This window comes from Geodermatophilus sp. URMC 63 (assembly GCF_053502565.1).
In genome coordinates this window covers 1,363,745-1,383,969 of the sequence record NZ_CP199956.1, presented here as the reverse complement: position 1 = coordinate 1,383,969, position 20,225 = coordinate 1,363,745, and the positions used below count along the sequence as shown (strand labels likewise).

The window sequence follows — 20,225 nt, the reverse complement described above, 5'->3', positions numbered from 1 at the left end:
GGTGCTGCCCGCGCAGGCCCGCCTGCGCCGGCGTCCGGAGTTCACCGCGGTCGTCCGGTCGGGCCGGCGTGCCGGTCGGCCGACCATGGTCCTCCACTACCTCCCCGTCCGTGCCTCGGCCTCCCCGGCCGGGGCCGTCGACGTGCCCGCGGGCCCGCGGGCGGGTTTCGTCGTGGGCAGGACGGTGGGCAACTCCGTGGTGCGCCACCGTGTGACCCGGCGGCTGCGGGCCGCCGTCCGCGAGGAGCTCCCCCGCCTGCCGGCCACCGCCGACTTGGTCGTCCGGGCCCGTCCCGAGGCGGCCACGGCGTCCTCCGCGCGGCTGCGCCGCGACCTCGCCGCGGGCCTCGACCGCGTGCTCGCCGAGCGGGCCGGCTCCTCGTGAGCCCCACCCGCCGTCCCGGCCCCGTCGCCCGGGCGCTGCTGGCCGCCGTCGGCTTCTACTCCCGCGCGATCAGCCCGGCACTGCCCCCGCGCTGCCGCTTCGCGCCCACCTGCAGCACGTACGCCGCCGAGGCGGTCGCCGTCCACGGCGCCGGCCGCGGCTCGTGGCTGGCGCTGCGGCGGCTGCTGAAGTGCGCCCCCTGGCACCCCGGCGGGTTCGACCCGGTCCCGGCGCCGCGCGCCGGCCGGGCGACCGCCGGAACCGGCGGCGACGGCCGCACGTCGAGGACAGCGGCACCCCTCCCGGTGCCCGCCGACGGTGCCCGTCGTCCCGCCCCCGAGACCCCACCGGCTGACCGCCGGTCCCCGCAGCAGGAGGCTGGCGTTGCTTGACTGGCTGTACACCGCGATCGCCTTCGTCATGAAGACGTGGCACGCGGTGTTCTCGACGTTCCTCGACCCCGCCGGCGGCATCACCTGGGCGCTGTCGATCATCTTCCTCGTCGTCACCGTCCGGCTGATCCTCTTCCCGCTGTTCGTCAAGCAGGTGAAGAGCCAGCGGGCGATGCAGGAGATCCAGCCGGAGATCCAGAAGCTGCGCAAGGAGTACGGCGCCGACCGCCAGGGCTTCAGCCAGGCGATGATGGCGCTGCAGAAGGAGCGCGGGGTCAACCCGCTGGCCGGCTGCCTGCCGATCCTGCCGCAGATCCCGGTCTTCCTGTCGCTGTTCCACGTCCTGCGTCGGCTGCGGCCGGGCGCCCCGGGCCTGTACAGCTGGGACGGCACGCTCACCGACCAGGCCGCGCGCGCGGAGCTGTTCGGGGCGCCGATCTCCTCGTCGTTCAACATGACCGGCCAGAAGGCCGTCGACATCCTGGCGCTGCCCGGCGTCACCCAGGGCGGCATCCGCGCCGTCGCGCTGACGCTCATGGTGATCATGTGCGTGACAACGTTCTTCACGCAGAAGCAGATCATGAGGCGCTCCGGCCCGGTCGAGGGCCAGGCCGCGATGGTGCAGAAGCTGCTGCTCTACGGCATGCCGGTCAGCCTCTTCGTCACCGGCTTCTTCTTCCCCATCGGCGTCCTGCTGTACTGGATGACCAACAACCTGTGGACGCTGGGCCAGCAGTTCTTCATCCTGCGCAAGATGCCCCCGCCCGGGTCCCCCGCGGCGCTGGCCAAGGCCGCTGCCGACAAGCCGGCCGTCGACCCGAGGACCCTCGCCCCGCGGCCCGGCGCCAAGCCGGTGCGCACCCGGGGCGGCCGCCCGGCGTCCGCCGGTGTCGACCTGGGAAAGGACTCCACCGGGGTCGGCCCGGGTGACGACGGCGCCCCGGACGGCGGGACGCCGAGCCCCGGGGTGGCGCTGACCAAGGGCGGCAGCGACGCCGACGGCGCGGGTGTGGACGGCGCCCGTCCCGACGGCGCAGCTGCCGACAGCGCGGGCGCCGAGGGCACGGGTGCCCACGGCAGCACCGCGGCGGGCGCCTCCGGTGCCGCCGGCCCGGGCGGCCGCGCCGGTGGGGGCAAGGGCTCCCGCCCGGCCAACCGCGCTCCCCACGGCCGCCCCGCCGGCACCGGCGGCAAGCGCAAGCGCCGCTAGCTCCCCGCGGCCCCGAGCGTCCCGACGCCCGGAGCGGCCGCACCCGGCCGGGCCGCGCACCCGTCGCGCGCCCGACCTCCCGAGACCACCGGGTCCACCCGGCTGCCCGCACCGACTGGAGGTACCTCCGTGAGCGTTCCGCACCAGCCCTCGACCGACACCGCCACGACCGCCGAGGCGACCTCGGGCGCCGTCCTCAGCCCCGCGGCCGACACCTCACCGGCCGAGCCGACCGACCTGCCCGACCCCGACGACGCCAGCGCCGACGCCCTGCTCGAGCCGGCCGACGACGACCTGTCCGACGACGCACCGTCCGGCGGCGCGGGCGGGGGCAGGAGCGGCACCGACCTGCTCGTCCGCGAGGGCGACGTCGCTGGGGACTACCTCGAGCGGCTGCTCGACATCCTCGACGTGGACGGCGACATCGACCTCGACGTCGAGGGCGACCGGGCGTCGGTGGCCATCGTCGGCGGCGAGCTGCAGGACCTGGTCGGCTCCGACGGCGCCGTCCTGGAGGCCCTGCAGGAGCTCACCCGTCTGGCCGTGGCGCAGTCGACCGGCGTCCGCAGCCGGCTGATGCTCGACGTCGGCGGCTACCGTGCCCGCCGCCGCTCCGACCTCACCTCGCTGGCCGCCGAGGCCGGCCGGCGGGTCGCGAGCAGCCGGCAGGCCGAGCGGCTGGCGCCGATGAACCCCTTCGAGCGCAAGGTCGTCCACGACGTCATCGCCGGCGTCCCCGGGGTGCACAGCGAGTCGGAGGGCGAGGAGCCGAACCGGCGCGTCGTGGTCCTGCCGGACGCGTGAGCGGGCGCGCGGACCTCCCGGGGAACGAGCCGGCGGCGCGGCCGGGCGACGCCGCCGGGACGGCCGCACCGGGCGGGCCCGGCACCGGTGCCCCACCGGCCCCGGACGCACCACCGACCCCGGACGCCGCACGCTCGGTGTTCGGGGCGGCCCTGCTCGACGCCGAGCGCTACGTCGCCCGGCTGGCCTCCGACGGTGTGACGCGTGGGCTGATCGGGCCGCGCGAGGTCCCACGGCTGTGGGAGCGGCACGTCCTCAACAGCGCCGCGGTGGCCGAGGCGGTGCCCGAGGGTGCCCGGGTGGTCGACGTCGGCAGCGGCGCGGGTCTGCCCGGGATCCCGCTGGCGCTGGCCCGCCCCGACCTCGGGCTCACGCTCGTCGAGCCGATGGCGCGGCGGGTGGAGTTCCTCGAGGAGGTCGTGGCCGAGCTCGGCACGCCCTGGCGGGTGGTCCGCGGCCGCGCCGAGGAGCGCGCGGTGGTCCGGGAGGTCGGGCCGGTCGACGTCGTCACCGCGCGGGCGGTGGCCGCCCTCCCCCGGCTGGTCGGCTGGTGCCGGGGCCTGCTGCGGCCTGGGGCCCAGCTGGTGGCCCTCGTCGGTGCCCGCGCGGTGGAGGAGCTGCCCGCGCTCGTCCCCGAGCTGGAACGGGCGGGGATGTGTGACATCCACCCCCGGGCTGTCGGCTCCGGGCTGGGAGAGGCTGCCACTACCGTGGTGGTCATGACCCGTGGGTCCCGGTGAGCCGTCGACGACGGACCCGTCGTTCCACGTGAAACCCGCACAGACATCCGACCCCGTTCCACGTGAAACGGGTCGGCAGGGAGGACCCGCGATGACCGACCCGGGCCAGCGGCTGCGCAGCAGCCTCGCGGCCGACTCGGCGGCCAGCTCCGGCGCGGACTTCGACAGCCCCATCGCCATGGAGGCCCTGCGCGCCACCCGGGTGCTGCACGCCGCCGACCAGGAGCCCTTTCCCGCGCCGGGCCGCATCCGCGTCGTCACCGTGGCCAACCAGAAGGGCGGTGTCGGCAAGACCACCTCGACGGTCAACCTGGGCGTCGCGCTGGCGCTCTACGGACTGCGGGCCCTGGTCATCGACCTCGACCCGCAGGGCAACACGAGCACCGCCCTCGGCGTCGAGCACACCGTGGGGACGCCGTCCATCTACGACGCCCTGGTCGGTGACAGCTCACTCGCCGACGTCGTCCACCCGACGACGGCCAGCCCGAACCTGCGCTGCGTCCCGGCGACGATCGACCTGGCCGGCGCGGAGATCGAGCTGGTCTCCGTCGTCGCCCGCGAGTACCGGCTGCGCCGCGCGATCGAGGGCTACGTGCACGCGCTGCCCGAGGCCGAGCGGCCGCACTACGTGCTCATCGACTGCCCGCCGTCGCTAGGCCTGCTCACGCTCAACGCGCTCGTGGCCGGCGACGAGGTGCTCATCCCCATCCAGTGCGAGTACTACGCGCTGGAGGGCCTGGGACAGCTCCTCAACAACATCGAGCTCGTGCGCGCGCACCTCAACCCGGGGATCGCCGTCCGCACGATCCTGCTGACGATGTACGACGGCCGCACGCGCCTGGCCGACCAGGTCGCCGAGGAGGTGCGCAGCCACTTCGGGGACCTGGTGCTGCGGACGGTCATCCCGCGCAACGTGCGGGTGTCGGAGGCGCCGGGCTACGGCCAGTCGGTGCTCACCTACGACCCGGGCTCGCGCGGCTCCACCAGCTACGTGGAGGCCGCCCGCGAGCTCGCCGAGCGCGGTGTGCACCTGCGGCCCGAGGCCGATCCCCGGCCGATGGGCCCGCCGCCTCCCCCGCCGCCACCGGCCACCGCGCCGATGCCGGCTATCCGTCCCCAGACGGCGTCGGCCACCGGCTCCCGCGCGGACAGCTCGCTGGCCGGCCGGGCCTTCGCCGGCACCGACGCGGCCGTCCTGCCCGTTCCCACCTCCGTCGACGAGGAGACCCGATGAGCAAGCGTGGCGGCCTCGGCCGGGGGCTGGCGGCGCTCATCCCCACCAGCGCCCCACCCGCCGAGGCCCCCGCGGTGCACCCGGTGCCCCAGGGGTCACAGCCGTCCCCCGTGGCACCGGCGCCCGACGCGCCGGCCGGCGGGCAGGCGGCGCCCGAGGCCCCCGCGCCGCCGGTCGCCGTGCTCCCCCCGGCCGCGCAGGCCGCCGCCGAGGTGGCCCGGCAGCGCGACGAGGCGGTGGGCGTGCCGGGCGCGCAGCTGCGCGAGGTGTCGGTCGGCGAGATCGTCCCCAACCCACGGCAGCCGCGGCAGGTCTTCGACGACGAGGCGCTCGAGGAGCTCACCCACTCCGTGCGGGAGTTCGGGCTGCTCCAGCCGATCGTCGTCCGCGAGCGCAGCGCCGAGGACGGGGCCGGTGGCGGCTACGAGCTCATCATGGGCGAGCGCCGCCTGCGGGCGGCCCGGGCGGCCGGTCTCGACGTCGTCCCGGCCATCGTCCGGGACACCACCGACGACGCCCTGCTGCGCGACGCGCTGCTGGAGAACATCCACCGCGTCCAGCTCAACCCGCTGGAGGAGGCGGCGGCCTACCAGCAGCTGCTGGAGGAGTTCGGCGCCACCCACGAGGAGCTGGCCGGGCGGATCGGGCGCAGCCGCTCGCAGGTCACCAACACCATCCGGCTGCTCAAGCTGCCGGTGAAGGTGCAGACCCGGGTGGCCGCGGGGGTCATCACGGCCGGTCACGCGCGGGCGCTGCTCGGCCTCGACGACGCCGAGGCGCAGGACGCGCTGGCCACCCGGATCGTCGCCGAGGGGCTGTCGGTGCGGGCCACGGAGGAGGCGGTGGCCCTCGCCGCGGCCGAGCAGCCGGCCTCCCGCCGCCGGGCCCGCCGGATCAGTGCGCCGGGCGTCGAGGACCTGGCCGGCCGGCTCTCCGACGTCTTCGAGACCAAGGTGAAGGTCCAGATCGGCCGGGCCAAGGGGCGCATCGTCGTCGAGTTCGGCTCGGTCGACGACCTGCAGCGCATCATCGGGCTGATGGCCCCGGAGGTGGCCGGGCGCCGCGAGGAGGACTGAACCGCGAGAGCCCGGCCTTCCGTCACGGACGGAAGGCCGGGCTCTCGCGGTGAGCTGGAGCGGCCCGGTTCAGCGGGCGGTGTGTGCCCGGCGGGTGAGCAGCCGGGCGAGGACGTCCCCGAGGTCGTACCCGGCGGCCTCGACCGCCATCGGGAACATCGACGTCTCCGTCAGCCCCGGGGAGACGTTGACCTCGAGGAAGTGCACCTCGCCGTCGGGGGAGACGATCGCGTCGGTGCGCGAGAGGTCGGCCAGGCCCAGCGCCCGGTGCACGCGCACGGCGAGGTCGGCCGCGCGGGCGGCGACCTCGTCGGACACCCGGGCCGGCACGGAGTACTCGGTCAGGCCGGGGGTGTAGCGGGCGGTGTAGTCGAAGACGCCGGACTCCGGGGCGATCTGCACCGCCGGCAGCGCCTCGGGCCCCTCCCCCAGGTCGACCACGGAGACGGCGAGCTCCACGCCGTCGACGAACCGCTCGACCAGCACCGTCTCGCCGTAGGCGAAGCAGCTGACCATGGCGGCCGGCAGGTCCTCCACCCGGCTCACCTTCTGCGCACCCAGCGCGGAGCCGCCCGAGGCCGGCTTGACCATCAGCGGCAGCCCGAGGCGGGCCACGATCAGGTCGAGGACGGCGCCGGCGCCCAGCTCCCGGAACGTGCTGTGCGGCAGTGCCACCCAGTCCGGCGTCGTCAGCCCGGCGGTGCGGACGACGGACTTGGCGGCCGGCTTGTCCCACGCCAGGCGGCAGGACGCGGCCGGGGAGCCGACGTAGGGGACGCCGGCCAGGTCGAGGACCGCGCGCAGGGCGCCGTCCTCTCCCGTCGCGCCGTGCAGCGCGATGAACACCGCGTCGGCGGGGGCGGCGGCGAGCCCGGGCAGCAGCTCGGCGTCGGCGTCGCGCAGCTCGGCGTCGACCCCGACCCGGGCGAGCTGCTCGACCACCTGGGTGCCCGAGGACAGGCTGACCTCCCGCTCGAAGGTCAGCCCGCCTGCGAGGACGACGGCGCGCAGCGAGGTCGCCTCGACGGCGGGAGCGGCAGCGGCGCCGGTGGCGGAGGCGGTGTCGGCGGCGGGATCGGTGGCGGGTGGTGCGGCGGGCTCGGTCACGGCGTCAGTCCTCGGTGCGGTCGCTGTTGGCGGGGCCGACGATGGTCTCCGCGGTGTTCATCGGGGAACCGACCGCGCGGAACGTCCCGGTGTCGACGGTGTCGAAGGTGCTGTGCAGGTCCAGCTCGGCCTCGATGACGCGGGCCAGCCGGCGCACGCCCTCCCGGATCTGGTCGGGCTCGGGGTAGCAGTAGGACAGCCGCATGTGCTCGCGACCCGACCCGTCGGCGTAGAAGCCGATGCCCGGCACGTACGCCACGTGCGCGTTCACCGCGCGGGGCTGCATGAGCTTGGCGTCCAGGCCGTGCGGCAGCTTGAGCCACACGTAGAAGCCGCCGTCGGGGTGCGTCCAGGTGGTGCCCGGGGGCATCAGCGCCCGCAGCGACTCCAGCGTGGCGTCGCGCCGCTCCCGGTAGAGCTCGGTGAACAGCTTGATCTGCTCGCGCCAGGGCTGGGTGTCGAGGTAGCGGGCGACGGCGTACTGGGTGAGCGAGGGCGGGCAGAGCACCTGCGCCTCGGTGGCCAGCACCAGCTTCTCGCGGACGGCGAGCGGGGCGAGCACCCAGCCCACCCGCAGGCCCGGGGAGAAGGTCTTGGAGAACGAGCCGAGGTAGATGACCCGCTGGGCGTCGCGGGCCCGCAGCGCGCGCATCGGCTCGCGGTCGAAGCCGAGCAGGCCGTAGGGGTTGTCCTCGATGACCAGCAGGTCGTAGCGGTCGGCGATGTCGACGATCGCCTGGCGGCGCGGCTCGGACAGCGTCACGCCGGCCGGGTTGTGGAAGTTGGGCACCGTGTAGAGGAACTTCACCCGGTCGCCGTTGGCCCGGCACTCCAGCAGCGCCTGCTCCAGCGCCTCGGGGACCAGCCCGTCGTCGTCCATGGCGACGTGCCGGACCCGCGCCTGGGCGGCCTGGAAGACGCCGAGCGCGCCGACGTAGGACGGGCCCTCGGCGAGGACGACGTCACCGGGGTCGCAGAAGACGCGGGTGACCAGGTCCAGGCCCTGCTGCGAGCCGACGGTCACCACGACCTCGCTGGGCGAGGCGTCGGTGATGCCCTCCAGCGCCATGACGTCGCAGATGCGCTCGCGCAGCCGCGGGTCGCCCTGACCGGAGCCGTACTGCAGGGTCTGCGCGCCCATGCCGCTGACCAGCTCGCCGATCATCGAGCCGACGGCGTCGAGCGGGAGGGCGGTGACGGCGGGCATGCCGCCGGCGAGGGAGACGACCTCGGGCCGGCTCACCACGGAGAACAGCGCGCGGATCTCCGAGGACTTCATCCCGTGCGTGCGTGCTGCGTACCGGTCGGCCAGGGGGTCCAGCCGCGGGTGGCGGGGCACGACGTGCGAGTGGGCGTGCGGGGTGCCGGAGGACGGCTGTCCCGGCGGGAGAGAGGCCACCCGTCGAGTGTAGGGAGGCCGCCCGCGCCACCCGTCCGACACCGCCGGTGAGACGGACCCGTCCGCCCGCCGCCGTCCCACGCGTCCCACCGGCACCGTCGCGGGGCTCACGCGTCGGCTGCCCGGCGGGGTCCGGGGGCGCCGTCCTCCCTCACCGCGGCACGTCCTCCCTCACCGCAGCGCGTCCTCCCTCACGGTGGGCGGTGAGGGAGGACGCGCCACGATCAGGTCCCCTGATCGTGGCGCGCGGCTACACCCGGCCGGGGAGGACGAAGGTGCCGGTGGGCGGGTCGGCGTCGGCAGGCAGGAAGAGCCGCTGGACGGCGGCCAGGACGGCGGAGGCGACGGTGCTGCGCAGCCGCGCGTCGAGCAGCAGCAGCCGGTCGACCGGGTGCGAGAGGTAGCCGCAGTCGAGGCGGACGGCCGGCATGCGGGTCATCCGCAGCAGGTCCCAGGTCTTGGGGTGCCCGCCCAGGTCGAGCATGCCGGTCCGGGCGACGACCTCGCGGCGGGCCAGGTCGGCGAAGCGCTCCCCCACCGTCGACGACGTCCCCGACCCGGTCCCGTAGTAGTAGCTGGCCACCCCGCGGGCGTGCTCGGACTCGTGGGCCTCGAGGTGCAGGGAGATGAACAGGTCGGCGCGGGCGTCGTTGGCGAAGGCGGTCCGCTCGGCCGGCGTCGGGTCCTGGTCGCGGCCGCGGGTGAGGTAGACCGTGGCGCCGGCGGCGGCCAGCTGCCCCTCGATCCGGCTGGCCAGGTCCAGGACCAGGTCGGCCTCGGTGGTCTCCCCCGAGGTGACGCCGGGGTCGGCACCGCCGTGGCCGGGGTCGACGACGATGCGGCGGCCGATGAGGTGCGGGCCGCTGTCGACCAGCGAGGCGCTCTGCCGCAGCAGCTGCGGGCGGCCGCCGGTGACCTTGCGGCCGAGCTGGCGCAGCGCGCGCAGCGTGGCCGGCCCGCAGGTGCCGTCGGAGGTCAGCCCGTAGTCGCGCTGGAAGGCGCGCAGGCCCACCTCGGTCTCGGGACCGAAGATCCCGTCGGCGCGGCCGGCGTCGTAGCCGAGCTCGAGCAGGCGCTCCTGCAGGCCGGTGACGTCGTCGCCGCGCACGGGCCGCTCGGGGTCGTGGTGCAGCAAGCGGTCGCCCAGTGACCACCGCGCCTCCGACAGCGCGCGGTAGGTCTCCTCACCGACCCGGCCGTCGACCGACAGCCCGCGCACCTGCTGGAAGTGGCGGACGGCGAGCTCGGTGGCCTGGTCGAACACCTCGGTGCCGGCGTCGTCCGGGACGCCGTCGGCCGGGGTGAGCAGGCCCAGGCTGCGCAGGGCGGCCCGGACGTCGGCCACGGCGGGTCCCCGGCTGCCGGGACCCAGCGTCTGCATGCTGATCTCGCTACCCATCGTGCCCCGATTGTCCCGTCCGCGACCCCGCGCGGCCCGCCGGGGGTCCTCCGGACGCGGCAGGGCCCGCTCCCCCGGCCGGAGGAGCGGGCCCTGGCTGTGGCCTCCCTGCAGGGGTCCGCCCCGAGCGTCAGCGAGGGGTGGGGGGCAGGGAGGTCCTTCGTCAGATGTAGTCGGCCAGGTCGGAGAGGATGGCACCCTTGGGCTTGGCGCCGATGATGCTCTTGACCGGCTTGCCGCCCTGGAACACCGTCATGGTCGGGATCGACATGACCTGGTAGTCGCGGGCGATCTGCGGGTTCTCGTCGATGTTGAGCTTGGCGATCGTCAGCTTGTCGCCGTGCTCGCGGGCGATCTCCTCCAGGACCGGGGCGACCATCTTGCACGGGCCGCACCACTCCGCCCAGAAGTCGACGAGGACGGGCTTGTCGCTGCCCAGCACCTCGTTGGCGAAGCTGGCGTCGGTGACCTTCACGGTGTTGTCTGCCATGGTCGTTCCTCCTGTGGGTCGATCGAGGTCGTGGGGGTCGGGCCTCTGCGGGTGGTCAACCCACGGCGGCCCCGGTCTATGCCTGGCGGCTCATGGCCTCCCTGCAGGGTCCCGCCCTGAGCTTGCGAAGGGTGGGGGGCAGGGAGGTCCTTTCTCAGCGCTCGTCGAAGGTCTCGGCCAGCCAGCGCTCGGCGTCGATGGCGGCGGCGGCACCGGTGCCGGCCGAGGTGATCGCCTGGCGGTAGACGTGGTCGACCACGTCGCCGCAGGCGAAGACGCCGTCGATGGTGGTCCGGGTGGTCGGGTGCTCGACCTGGACGTAGCCCTCGTCGTCGAGCTTGAGCTGGCCGACGAACAGCTCGCTGCGCGGGTCGTGGCCGATGGCGACGAACAGGCCCGAGACCGGCAGCTCCTCGGTGGCGCCGGAGCCGACGTCGGTGAGCTCGACACCGGAGACGGTGGAGTCGCCGAGGACGTCGGTGACCTGCTTGCCGAGGGCCCAGCGGATCTTCTCGTTGTCCTGCGCGCGCTTCTGCATGATCTTCGAGGCGCGCAGCTCCTCGCGCCGGTGCACGACGGTGACCGTCTTGGCGAAGCGGGTGAGGAAGGTGGCCTCCTCCATCGCCGAGTCACCGCCGCCGACCACCACGATGTCCTGGTCGCGGAAGAAGAAGCCGTCGCAGGTGGCGCAGGCCGAGACACCGTGGCCGAGCAGGCGCTGCTCGTTGTCCAGGCCCAGGTACCGGTACTTCGATCCGGTGGCCACGATGACCGCGTGCGCCAGGTGCACCTCGTCGCCAACCTTGACCACCTTGGGGGTGGCCGTGAGGTCGACCTCGGAGACGTCGCGCGCGACCAGCTCGGCACCGAAGCGCTCGGCCTGCTGGCGCATGTCCATCATCAGCTGCGGGCCCTGGATGCCCTCGGCGAAGCCGGGGAAGTTCTCCACCTCGGTGGTGGTCATCAGCGCGCCGCCGAACTGCGAGCCCTCGAAGACCAGCGGGTGCAGGTTCGCCCGCGCGGCGTAGACCGCCGCGGTGTACCCGGCCGGGCCCGACCCGATGATGATCAGGTCACGGACGCCGTCGTGCTCCGCCGGCGGGATGACGGGCGACGTGACCTCGGTGGTCGTCGCGGGGCCGGGGGTCGGCTGAGAATCGGTCACGCGCGGCACAACGAGGATCGCAGGTGCGGCATTCCCGCAGGCAGGGGCCGGGAAGCCCCCGTCGGGGGGTCCTGTCTCACCCGGCGGGGGTGACCGCGACCTCGGCCAGGTCGCCGGCGAAGCCGTCCTCGGCGGGCACCAGGCCGGTCACCCAGACCAGGACGTACTGCGTGGTCACCGGCTCGTCGAAGGCCAGGTCGGTGGTCCCGTCGACGGTGCCGGCGGCGGCGACGGCGAAGGAGTCGAGGTCGCCGTCGCGGCTGTCGCCGGTGCGCACCTCGACGGAGACGCCCGGCGTGGTGGTGGTCAGCGTGACGCCGGCGACCGGCTGGGCCGAGCCGAGGTCGTAGACGACGCCGATGCCGGGCTTGAGGCCACCGAAGGCGGCCGAGCCGCGGTAGGTGTAGGTCGACCAGGCCGTGGCCGGGTCGCCGTCGTAGGACGCCGGGACGTCCCCGGGGTTGTCCGGGTCGCCGTCACCGAAGGGGTCGAGGACCGTGCCGCCGGCGATGGCGACCGGCGCACCCCCGGAGGACGACGCGGCGGCGCTCCCCTCGGCGGCCGCACTGCTGGTGGAGGGGCTGGAGCGCACCGCGCCGGGCACCTCGTCGACACTGCCGGCGACCGACAGCACGTGGGTGCCCACCCACCAGGCCAGCGCGATCACCACGAGCAGCGCGGCGAGCGGGAGCCCCACGACCAGCAGCCGGCGGCGGCCGTCGACGCGCTCGTCGGCGTCGTCGTCGGTGTCGCCGCCGGCGGGCTCGTTCCCCGGCAGGGGGAGACCCGCCCGGCCGCTCGGCACGGGCGGCATCGTCTGGCGCTCGAGGCGCTGCGGGTGCTCGGCGTCGGCGGCGGCGGTCGGCGCCGGCTCCTCGGCCGCCTGCTCGGTGTCGCGGTGCTCGCGCAGCCGGCGCAGCCAGCCGCTGTCGCTCTCGTCGCGGCCGCGCACCGGCGTGCCACCGGCGCGGGGGCGCTCGGCCAGCAGCGCGGCCATCGCCGCGGCGCTGGCCAGCCGCGCCCCCGGCTCGGTGGAGCGGGCGCGGCGGACCAGGGCGGCGAGGTCGGGCTGGTCGATGACCGGCGGGTGGGCGGGGGTGCCGCCGGGTCCGGGGACACCGGCGCGCGAGCCGGTGAGGCAGTACTCGAGCAGCGCGCCGAGCGCGGCGATGTCCTCCTGGACGGTGCCGGTCGCGGCGGGGACGGCGCGCAGGCCGACGAGGCCGTTGGGCCGCAGGACGACCGTCTCGGGGCTCAGCCCGCCCACCGCGAGGCCGACCCGGTGCGCCTCGGCGACGCCCTCGGCCAGCCGGCGCAGGACGGTGCGGGCCTCCCGCTCGTCCATGGGCCCGGACCCGAGCCGCTCGGCCAGGGTCTGCCCCTCGATCCACTCGTTGACGACGTAGGCGGCACCCCCGCCGCCGTCCCCGCCGTCCCCGCCGCCCTCGGAGGCGTCGTAGACCATCGCCAGGGCCGGCGTGGCCAGCCCGCCCGCGGTCAGCGCGCGGGTGATCCAGGAGCGGGCGGCGGGGCCGCCGGGCTCGTGCACCCGGACGGCGACGTCGCGGTTGAGGACCCGGTCCTTGGCCCGCCAGCAGTGGATGACGCCGGTCTCGGTCCGCTCGACCGGGCCGACCTCGTCGAGGGGGCGGTAGCGGTCGGGGAGCCCGGTGATCGTGGACGTCATGGACGCGGACGACCTCCTCGACCCTCCCCGGCCGGCGGCGCGCTGCCCCGGCGGCGGTGCCTGCCCCGGTGGGACCGTGCTCATCCGCGCCTCAGCCGCGCACGGGCGGCGGCGAGGGGCTCCCGGAGCTCCGGGACGCGGGCGAGCACGAACCCGACGAGGGTCGTGACACCGACGACCACCGTACCGACCAGCACGGTCACGAGCGAGCCCGTGACCGACGTCCCCAGAGCGTCGTCGGTCACCCCGACGGCGAGCCAGCCGGCCAGCGCGCCCGCGGCGGCGGCCGCGGTCATCCGCAATACCGGTCCGAGGGTCCCGCCGGCGCGTGCCCGGTCCGGGTCGGCGGCCAGCAGGTGGCGCCGCAGCGCGACGTGCCCGAACGCCCAGCCGGCCAGGTAGGTGACGCTCGTGGCCAGCGTCAGCCCGGCGACGACGTGCTCGGGCCCGACCAGCGCGGGCACCAGCAGCAGCAGGGGCACCCGGACGGCGACCATGCCGACCTGGATGAGCGCCGGCGTCCGGGCGTCCTTCATCGCGTAGAACACGCGCAGCTGCAGCAGCGTGACCGCCATGGGCAGCAGGCCGAAGGCGCCGACGGCCAGAGCGGTGCCGATCGCCCGCGCGTCGGTGACGCTGGTCTGGCCGCGGGCGAAGGCCACGGTCGCCAGCGCCGGCCCGAGGACGGTGAGCGCGGCGGCCACCGGCAGCAGCCCGAGCGCGGACAGGCGGGTGCCCAGCGCCAGGTCCTGGACCACGCCGGGGACGTCGTGCCGGGCGGCGGCCCGGCTCATCCGCGGCACCAGGGCGGTCAGCAGCGCGACGCCGATGATCCCGTAGGGCATCTGGAACAGCAGGCTGGCGTAGGCGAAGGCGCTGGAACCCAGGCCACCCTCGCGGGTGGCGGCGTTGGCCACGCGGGTGGCCACCACGACGCCGACCTGGCTGACCGCGACGTAGAGGACCACCCAGCCGCCCAGGCCGCCGACCTCGCGCAGGCCGGTCTGGCGCAGGTTCCAGCGCGGTCGCAGCGGGACGCCCGCGCGGCGCAGCAGCGGCACCAGGACCAGCGCCTGCAGCGCGATGCCGAGCGTGGTGCCGATCCCCAGCAGCCACACCTGCCCGGCGCTGATGGTCTCCGGCCGCAGGTCGCCCGGCCCGCTGGCCGCCACGAACAGCACGCCGGTGGCGATGACGACGACGTTGTTGAGCACCGGCGCCCACGCGGGCGGCCCGAACACGCCCCGGGAGTTGAGGATCGCCTGGGCGAGTGCGCCGACGCCGTAGAAGACGATCTCGAGCAGCAGGATCCGCGCCAGCCAGGTGGCCAGCCGGACCTGCTCGGGGTCGCCCTCGATGCCGTAGAGGGCGGTGAGCACCGGGGCGGCCACCACGGCGACCGCGGTCACGGCCACCAGCCCGGCGATCGCCACGGTCGACAGCCGCTGGGCGTAGGCCACGCCGCCGTCGCGGTCGCGCTCCTGGGCGTGGACGAGCAGCGGCACGATCACCGAGGTGAGGACGCCGCCCAGCAGCAGCTCGTAGACGATGTTGGGCAGCGTGTTGGCGGTGTTGTAGGCGTCGTTGACCAGGCCCACGCCCAGCGCGGCGGCCAGCACCATCGTGCGCAGCAGGCCGGTGACCCGGGAGACGAGCGTGGCCACGGCCATGGTGCCGGCGGCGCGCAGGATGCCGCGGCTGCCCCCGGGGGCGCCCTCCCGCTCGCGGGCCTCCTCCTCGGTCTCCCCCTCCGGCGCGGCCGGCACCGGCGGCAGGACGTGGATCGGGATGACCTGGGTCTCGTCGGCCGGCAGGAAGCGGGTCCGCGTGGGCGGGGGCACCGGCGGCAGCGGCCGCGGGGTGCGCCGCACCGCCGCGGGGAGCGGCGGCACGGCGGCGGTCTCCCGCGGTGCGTGGGCGTGGGCCTGGGCCTGTGGCGGGGTGTCCTGCTGCGACGGGGTGTCCTGCTGCGGCGGGGTGTCCTGCTGGGGCGTCCCCGGGCGCCGGACCGGCGGCGGGGGCGGCACGGGCGGCACCGGACGCGGCGGCGCGGGGGTCGCGCGGGCGTCCCCGGGCGCCGCCACCGGATAGGGCGGCGGGGGCAGCGGACGGCCCCGCTCGCGCGGCGGCCGGGTGGCCCGCGGAGGTGTCGGCGAGGGAGCCGGGGGCACCGGCGGCAGGGGGCGCGGGCGGGGCCCGCGGGCGCCGTCGTCGTCCCGCGGGGCGTCCCCGTCGTCGTCCCCCACGGCAGCGCTCTCGGTGCCGTCGGCGGGCGCCTGGCGGGCCGTCAGGTCCTCCTCGCTGCGCGGGCGGCCGGTCACACCGGGCTCCGGCTCGGCGGCCAGGCGTCGGCGGGCAGGTCCTCCTCGGCCGCCCCGCGGCGGCGGCGGAGCACGAACAGCACCCCACGCCGCAGGAAGAGCAGGCCCAGCAGGACGGCGGCACCGATGGTGATCGACAGCGAGATCGTCCCGTAGGCGGTGCTGCGGACCTGGATCGCCACGGTCTCGCCCAGCCGCCCACCGCCTGGCGTCGTCAGCCCGGCCGAGACGGCGAAGCGCCCCGACTGGCGGACCTCGGTGGGCACCTGCAGCGTCGTGCGCTGCTGCGGCGGCACCTCCTGCGCGCCGAGGCTGCCGATGGTGAGCCCCACGTTGTCGCGGGTGTGCACGTCGACCAGCACCCGGACGGCGAAGGGCAGGTCGTTCTGCACCGTCAGCACCAGCGGCGCGTCCTTGGAGGCCAGGCTGTAGCTGCCCTCCGCCGGCGCCACCAGGGTCACCTGACCGCGCAGCCGGTCGACGCTCTCGCGCAGGCCGCCGGCGGCGGCCCGGAAGCCGTCGGGGTCCTCGCGCCAGGCGGCGGAGGTGGTGCGCGCCAGGGCGGCGTCGGTGCCGGCCAGGGCAGCGGCGGGGTCACCGACGACGGCGCCGGCCAGGTCGTCGCGCAGGCCGGCCGCGGCGACGACGTCGGCCAGCCCGGCGGCGTCGAGGAGCGGGGCGTCGACCGGGTCGACCGGCGTGCCGGCGTCCGTGGCCGGCCCGGCGGCGAGGTCGGTCAGCGCGACCGGGCGCAGCCCGGGCAGCGCGGTGTCGGCGATCATGGCGGCCACGCCGTCGGGAGCGGGGTCGACGTCGCGCGGCGGGGCGACGAGGACCGTCTGGCCGGCGGGGTCGGCGACCGGCTGCTGGGAGAGCAGGACCAGCTCGGCCAGGTAGCGCTGCTCGGCCACCCGGGTGCCGCCGCTGCTCTGCCCGGCGGCGCCGACGAGGTCGGACAGTCCGCTGTCGGCGACCAGTGCCGGCACCGGGCCGCCGTCCCCCACCGCGGTGGTGCGCGCCGCCGCGGCGCCGGTAAGGCCGATCGCCGTGGCGCCGCCGGTCAGGGCGTCGGAGCCGAGCACCACCTGCTCGATCCCCCCGCCGGTCAGCGTGCCCAGGGTGTCGGCGCGCAGCGCCCCGCCGGCGGCCCAGGCGAGGTCGGTGCGGACGTCGGTGCCCAGCTCCTCGCGCAGCAGGGCGGCGCCGTCCGGGCCCGGGGAGTCGGCGGTGGCGGTGGGCCGGCCGTTCCCGTCCTCGGTGCCGGTGCCGGTGCCGGTGCCGGCCGCGGCGCCGGGCAGGCTGCGGGTCACCGCGGCCGGCAGGCCGGCCGCCTGCAGGGCGTCGGCGTCGACGTCGCCGTAGGACAGGGCGACGACGGGGTGGTCGCCGGCCACGGCGCGCAGCCGGTCCAGCCACGCGGCCGCGGCGTCGGTGCCGGTGCCGGTGCCGGCGTCCTCGGCCCCGGCGACGTCGTAGGGCCCCTCGGCCATGAGCGCGAGCTCCTCGACCAGGACCGGGTCGACCGCGAGGGTCACCGGGGCGAGCGGCGCGGGCTCGGTCGTCCCGGGCGCCACGACCTGCGGCACCCGCTCGAGCACCGCCAGCGCGCGGTCGAGCCGGCCGCCGTCGGAGACCTCGGCGGCCAGCTCGTCGTCGACGAACGCCCCTGTGGCGTCGCGGTGCGTGCGCTCGACCAGCGGCCACAGCCAGGCGACCGCCGTCGCCGTCGCCGGTGGGGCGCTCTGCTGCACCACGGAGGTGCTGACCTCGCCGACCCGGCTCTGCTCGCCGTCGGGGCCGGCGGCGTTGACGTTGAGCAGCACCGGGTAGACGCCGTCGCGGTCCAGGCCCAGGTCGGCGGTGGTGGTGCCGTAGGTGAAGGGGACCTGCTCGCCGGGGCCGAGCCGCCCGGCCAGCGGCGTGAAGGCGGTGGCGGCGACGGTCGCCGGTTCGGGGTCGGCGGCCAGCAGGTCGGCGCGGGTGGTGAGGACCGCGCCGCGCTGCAGCCGGGCGGTCAGGTCGGTCAGCGTCTGGGTGCCGGTGTTGCGCAGCGTGCCCTCGATGGTGACGGTGCCGCCGGGGGCGACGGTGCGCGGTTCGAGGCGGGTGACCTCGACGGTCACCGGCCGCTCGTCGTCGGCGGCCGGGGCGGTCGGGGCGGGCGCCGCCGCGGCGGGTGGTGCGGCGGCCACCGGGGGGACGGCGAGCAGCGGGAGCGCCAGCAGCGTCGTCGTCAGGACCCGCGGCCACCGGGCGCGGGACGGCCGGCCGGAGTGCGTCACGGGTCCCCCGCGCCGGCCGGCCCCGGACCGGGGGGTGTGCTGCCTGGGAGGGACCTCGCGCGCCGGGTCACGCACTGTCGGCGAGCAGCGCGGGCGCGCGCTCGACCAGCGCCCGCTCGTCGGCATAGGCCAGCCGGCCGCTCAGCTCGTCGAGGGGCACCCAGGCCACCTCGGTGACCTCGACGTCGGCGTCGGACAGCGCGCCGCCGATGGCGCGCAGGAGGAAGTGGTGCACCGTCTTGTGCACGCGCCGGCCCTCGGCGACGAACCAGAAGTCGATGATGCCGAGCGGGGCGAGCACCTCGCCGATGATCCCGGTCTCCTCGGCCACCTCCCGGACGGCGGTGTCCTCGGGGGTCTCGCCCTCCTCGATGTGGCCCTTGGGCAGCGACCACAGCAGCCGGCCACGCCGGTCGGTGCGGCCGATCAGCGCGGCCCGGGGCCCGTGGACGCCGTCGTCGGCGACCACCAGGCCGCCGGCGGAGGTCTCGTCGACCCGACGCAGACGGCGCCCGGGGCGTGCTCGTCCGCCCGTCCCAGCCATGCCAGGAGGGTAGCGCGAGACGAGCACTACCCTGGCGCGTCGTGTCCGTCGTCCCTCCGCGTCGCCCGGCCGCCGCTCCCGTGTCCCCGGCGGTCCAGTCGACCGTGCGCGAGCTGGTCGACGTCTCCCCCGTGCTCGTCGAGCTGGGCCGGCGGTTCACCGCCGCCGGCTTCGAGGCGCACCTGGTCGGCGGCTCGGTGCGCGACGCGCTGCTGGCCGCGGGCAGCGACGCGCCGCGACCGCCCGGCGACCTCGACGTCACCACCGACGCCCGTCCCGAGCAGGTGCTCGACCTGCTGCGCGGCTGGGCCAGTTCCACGTGGAACACCGGCATCGCCTTCGGCACGGTCGGCGCCGAGGTGCGCGGCACCCGGCTGGAGATCACCACCTTCCGCGCCGACCGCTACGACCGGGAGTCGCGCAACCCCGAGGTGGCCTGGGGGACGTCGCTGGTCGACGACCTCGCCCGGCGCGACTTCACGGTCAACGCCATGGCCGTCTCCCTCGGCCCCGACCGCACGGTCACCGACCCCTTCGGCGGCCTGGGCGACCTGCTGGCCCGCCGGCTGCGCACCCCCGGGACGGCGGCGGACTCCTTCGCCGACGACCCGCTGCGGATGCTGCGCGGCGTCCGCTTCGTCGCCCAGCTCGGTCTCACCCCGTCCGACGACGTCGTCGCGGCGATGACCGCGATGTCGGCCGAGCTGGCCCGCATCACCCCCGAGCGGGTGCAGGTCGAGCTGTCGAAGACGCTGCTGCAGCACGCCCCGCGGGCGGCGCTGGAGCTGTTCGTGTCCACCGGGCTGGCCGACGTCGTCCTGCCGGAGCTGCCCGCGCTCCGCATGGAGATCGACGAGCACCACCAGCACAAGGACGTCTACAGCCACTCGCTGACCGTGCTCGACCAGGCGATCGCGCTGGACGAGGCCGACCCGGACGCGCCCTCGCCGGACCTGGTGCTGCGGCTGGCCGCGCTGCTGCACGACGTCGGCAAGCCGGCCACCCGCCGCCACGAGCCCCGCGGCCGGGTCTCCTTCCACCACCACGAGGTGGTCGGCGCCAAGCTGGTGCGCAAGCGGCTGCAGGCCCTGCGGTACTCCAAGGAGATCACCGAGGACGTCGCCCGGCTGACCTTCCTGCACCTGCGGTTCCACGGCTACGGCGCCGGCGAGTGGACCGACTCCGCCGTCCGCCGGTACGTGACCGACGCCGGTGACCTGCTGCCCCGCCTGCACAAGCTGGTGCGCTCGGACTGCACGACCCGCAACCGGCGGCGGGCGGCGGCGCTGTCGGCCACCTACGACTCGCTGGAGCGCCGGATCGCCGAGCTGTCGGCGGCCGAGGACCTCGCCCGGGTGCGTCCCGACCTCGACGGCAACGCGATCATGGAGATCCTGGGCATCCCGCCGGGCCGGGAGGTCGGCGAGGCCTGGAAGCACCTCAAGGACCTCCGCCTCGAACGCGGCCCGCTCGACCGCGAGGAGGCCGAGGCCGAGCTGCGCGCGTGGTGGGCCGCGCGGTGAGCACCGGGCCGGACCGGGCGGCCGACGACGTCCTCCCGCACCTGCGCCGCGCCCGCGACCACGCCGACCGGCACTTCGACGAGCCGCTGGACCTCGCCGCGCTGGCCGCCGTCGCCGCGCTGAGCAAGTGGCACTTCCACCGGCTGTTCACCACGACGTACGGCGTCTCCCCCGCCGCCCACCTGTCGCGGCGGCGGGTCGAGCGGGCGCAGGACCTGCTGCGCTCCACGAACCTGACGGTCACCGAGGTGTGCCACGCGGTGGGCTTCAGCAGCCTCGGCTCGTTCAGCAGCCGGTTCCGCGAGCTCGTCGGCGAGACGCCCAGCGCCTTCCAGGCCCGCTGGGCGCGCACCGGCGCGCCGCGCATCCCCGGCTGCCACGTCTTCATGCGGGGGCTGGCCGAGCGCCGGGCCGGGGACTCCGCAAGCGGGGAGAAGCCCGGGGACGGCGCGACTCCCTAGCCTCGC

The 20,225-nt window shown here is 76.2% G+C and carries 18 protein-coding genes; 9 read left to right on the top strand and 9 right to left on the bottom strand.

Features of this window, described 5'->3' with window-relative positions; translation table 11 throughout:
* The first annotated feature begins 1 nt into the window (after position 1).
* The 7 genes from rnpA (at position 2) to ACWIZO_RS06700 (ending at position 5,841) form a co-directional block, all read left to right on the top strand.
* Entirely contained in the window at positions 2-385 is a 384-nt protein-coding gene (rnpA, locus tag ACWIZO_RS06730; RefSeq protein ID WP_448641726.1) for a ribonuclease P protein component, read from the top strand.
* Positions 382-777 carry a membrane protein insertion efficiency factor YidD gene (gene yidD / locus ACWIZO_RS06725; RefSeq protein ID WP_448641725.1) on the top strand — a complete coding sequence of 132 codons (396 nt, stop codon included), beginning with the start codon at positions 382-384 and terminating at the stop codon, positions 775-777. The genes rnpA and yidD overlap by 4 nt, the downstream gene beginning before the upstream one ends.
* The gene (gene yidC, locus ACWIZO_RS06720) at positions 770-1,987 is read left to right on the top strand and encodes a membrane protein insertase YidC (protein ID WP_448641724.1); all 1,218 of its coding nucleotides are present in this window, start codon (positions 770-772) and stop codon (positions 1,985-1,987) included. Before yidD ends, yidC begins: the two co-directional genes overlap by 8 nt.
* 129 nt (positions 1,988-2,116) lie before the next feature.
* Positions 2,117-2,791, top strand: coding sequence for a Jag family protein (locus tag ACWIZO_RS06715; RefSeq protein ID WP_448641723.1), 675 nt, complete (start codon positions 2,117-2,119; stop codon positions 2,789-2,791).
* Entirely contained in the window at positions 2,788-3,531 is a 744-nt protein-coding gene (gene rsmG / locus ACWIZO_RS06710; RefSeq protein WP_448641722.1) for a 16S rRNA (guanine(527)-N(7))-methyltransferase RsmG, read from the top strand. The genes ACWIZO_RS06715 and rsmG overlap by 4 nt, the downstream gene beginning before the upstream one ends.
* Positions 3,532-3,622: 91 nt before the next feature.
* Positions 3,623-4,765, top strand: coding sequence for a ParA family protein (locus ACWIZO_RS06705; RefSeq protein WP_448641721.1), 1,143 nt, complete (start codon positions 3,623-3,625; stop codon positions 4,763-4,765).
* Complete coding sequence (locus tag ACWIZO_RS06700; RefSeq protein ID WP_448641720.1) at positions 4,762-5,841, top strand: ParB/RepB/Spo0J family partition protein; 1,080 nt, start codon at positions 4,762-4,764, stop codon at positions 5,839-5,841. Before ACWIZO_RS06705 ends, ACWIZO_RS06700 begins: the two co-directional genes overlap by 4 nt.
* A gap of 69 nt (positions 5,842-5,910) precedes the next feature.
* Here the strand turns inward: ACWIZO_RS06700 and ACWIZO_RS06695 are convergent, their stop codons facing one another.
* The 9 genes from ACWIZO_RS06695 to ACWIZO_RS06655 form a co-directional block, all read right to left on the bottom strand.
* Positions 5,911-6,948 (bottom strand): D-alanine--D-alanine ligase family protein, encoded by a 1,038-nt coding sequence (locus ACWIZO_RS06695; RefSeq protein WP_448641719.1) that lies wholly within the window; start codon positions 6,946-6,948, stop codon positions 5,911-5,913.
* 4 nt (positions 6,949-6,952) lie between these two features.
* Complete coding sequence (locus tag ACWIZO_RS06690) at positions 6,953-8,347, bottom strand: aminotransferase-like domain-containing protein (protein ID WP_448641718.1); 1,395 nt, start codon at positions 8,345-8,347, stop codon at positions 6,953-6,955.
* Between the two features lie 250 nt (positions 8,348-8,597).
* Positions 8,598-9,728 (bottom strand): N-acetylmuramoyl-L-alanine amidase, encoded by a 1,131-nt coding sequence (locus ACWIZO_RS06685; protein WP_448641717.1) that lies wholly within the window; start codon positions 9,726-9,728, stop codon positions 8,598-8,600.
* Between the two features lie 181 nt (positions 9,729-9,909).
* Positions 9,910-10,236 (bottom strand): thioredoxin, encoded by a 327-nt coding sequence (trxA, locus tag ACWIZO_RS06680; protein WP_448641716.1) that lies wholly within the window; start codon positions 10,234-10,236, stop codon positions 9,910-9,912.
* Between the two features lie 154 nt (positions 10,237-10,390).
* Positions 10,391-11,401, bottom strand: coding sequence for a thioredoxin-disulfide reductase (trxB, locus tag ACWIZO_RS06675; protein ID WP_448641715.1), 1,011 nt, complete (start codon positions 11,399-11,401; stop codon positions 10,391-10,393).
* 76 nt (positions 11,402-11,477) lie between these two features.
* On the bottom strand, positions 11,478-13,088 hold the full coding sequence (locus tag ACWIZO_RS06670; protein ID WP_448641714.1) for a hypothetical protein: 1,611 nt from the start codon (positions 13,086-13,088) through the stop codon (positions 11,478-11,480).
* Positions 13,089-13,168: 80 nt separating this feature from the next.
* Complete coding sequence (gene murJ, locus ACWIZO_RS06665) at positions 13,169-15,409, bottom strand: murein biosynthesis integral membrane protein MurJ (protein WP_448641713.1); 2,241 nt, start codon at positions 15,407-15,409, stop codon at positions 13,169-13,171.
* Entirely contained in the window at positions 15,406-17,691 is a 2,286-nt protein-coding gene (locus ACWIZO_RS06660) for a DUF6049 family protein (RefSeq protein ID WP_448641712.1), read from the bottom strand. Before ACWIZO_RS06660 ends, murJ begins: the two co-directional genes overlap by 4 nt.
* Positions 17,692-17,758: 67 nt before the next feature.
* Positions 17,759-18,235, bottom strand: a complete 477-nt coding sequence (locus tag ACWIZO_RS06655; protein WP_446757961.1) for an NUDIX hydrolase — start codon at positions 18,233-18,235, stop codon at positions 17,759-17,761.
* A gap of 41 nt (positions 18,236-18,276) precedes the next feature.
* Between ACWIZO_RS06655 and ACWIZO_RS06650 the strand changes: the two genes are divergently transcribed.
* Positions 18,277-19,758, top strand: a complete 1,482-nt coding sequence (locus ACWIZO_RS06650; RefSeq protein ID WP_448641711.1) for a CCA tRNA nucleotidyltransferase — start codon at positions 18,277-18,279, stop codon at positions 19,756-19,758.
* The gene (locus ACWIZO_RS06645; protein WP_448641710.1) at positions 19,755-20,219 is read left to right on the top strand and encodes a helix-turn-helix transcriptional regulator; all 465 of its coding nucleotides are present in this window, start codon (positions 19,755-19,757) and stop codon (positions 20,217-20,219) included. Before ACWIZO_RS06650 ends, ACWIZO_RS06645 begins: the two co-directional genes overlap by 4 nt.
* Positions 20,220-20,225: the final 6 nt, after the last annotated feature.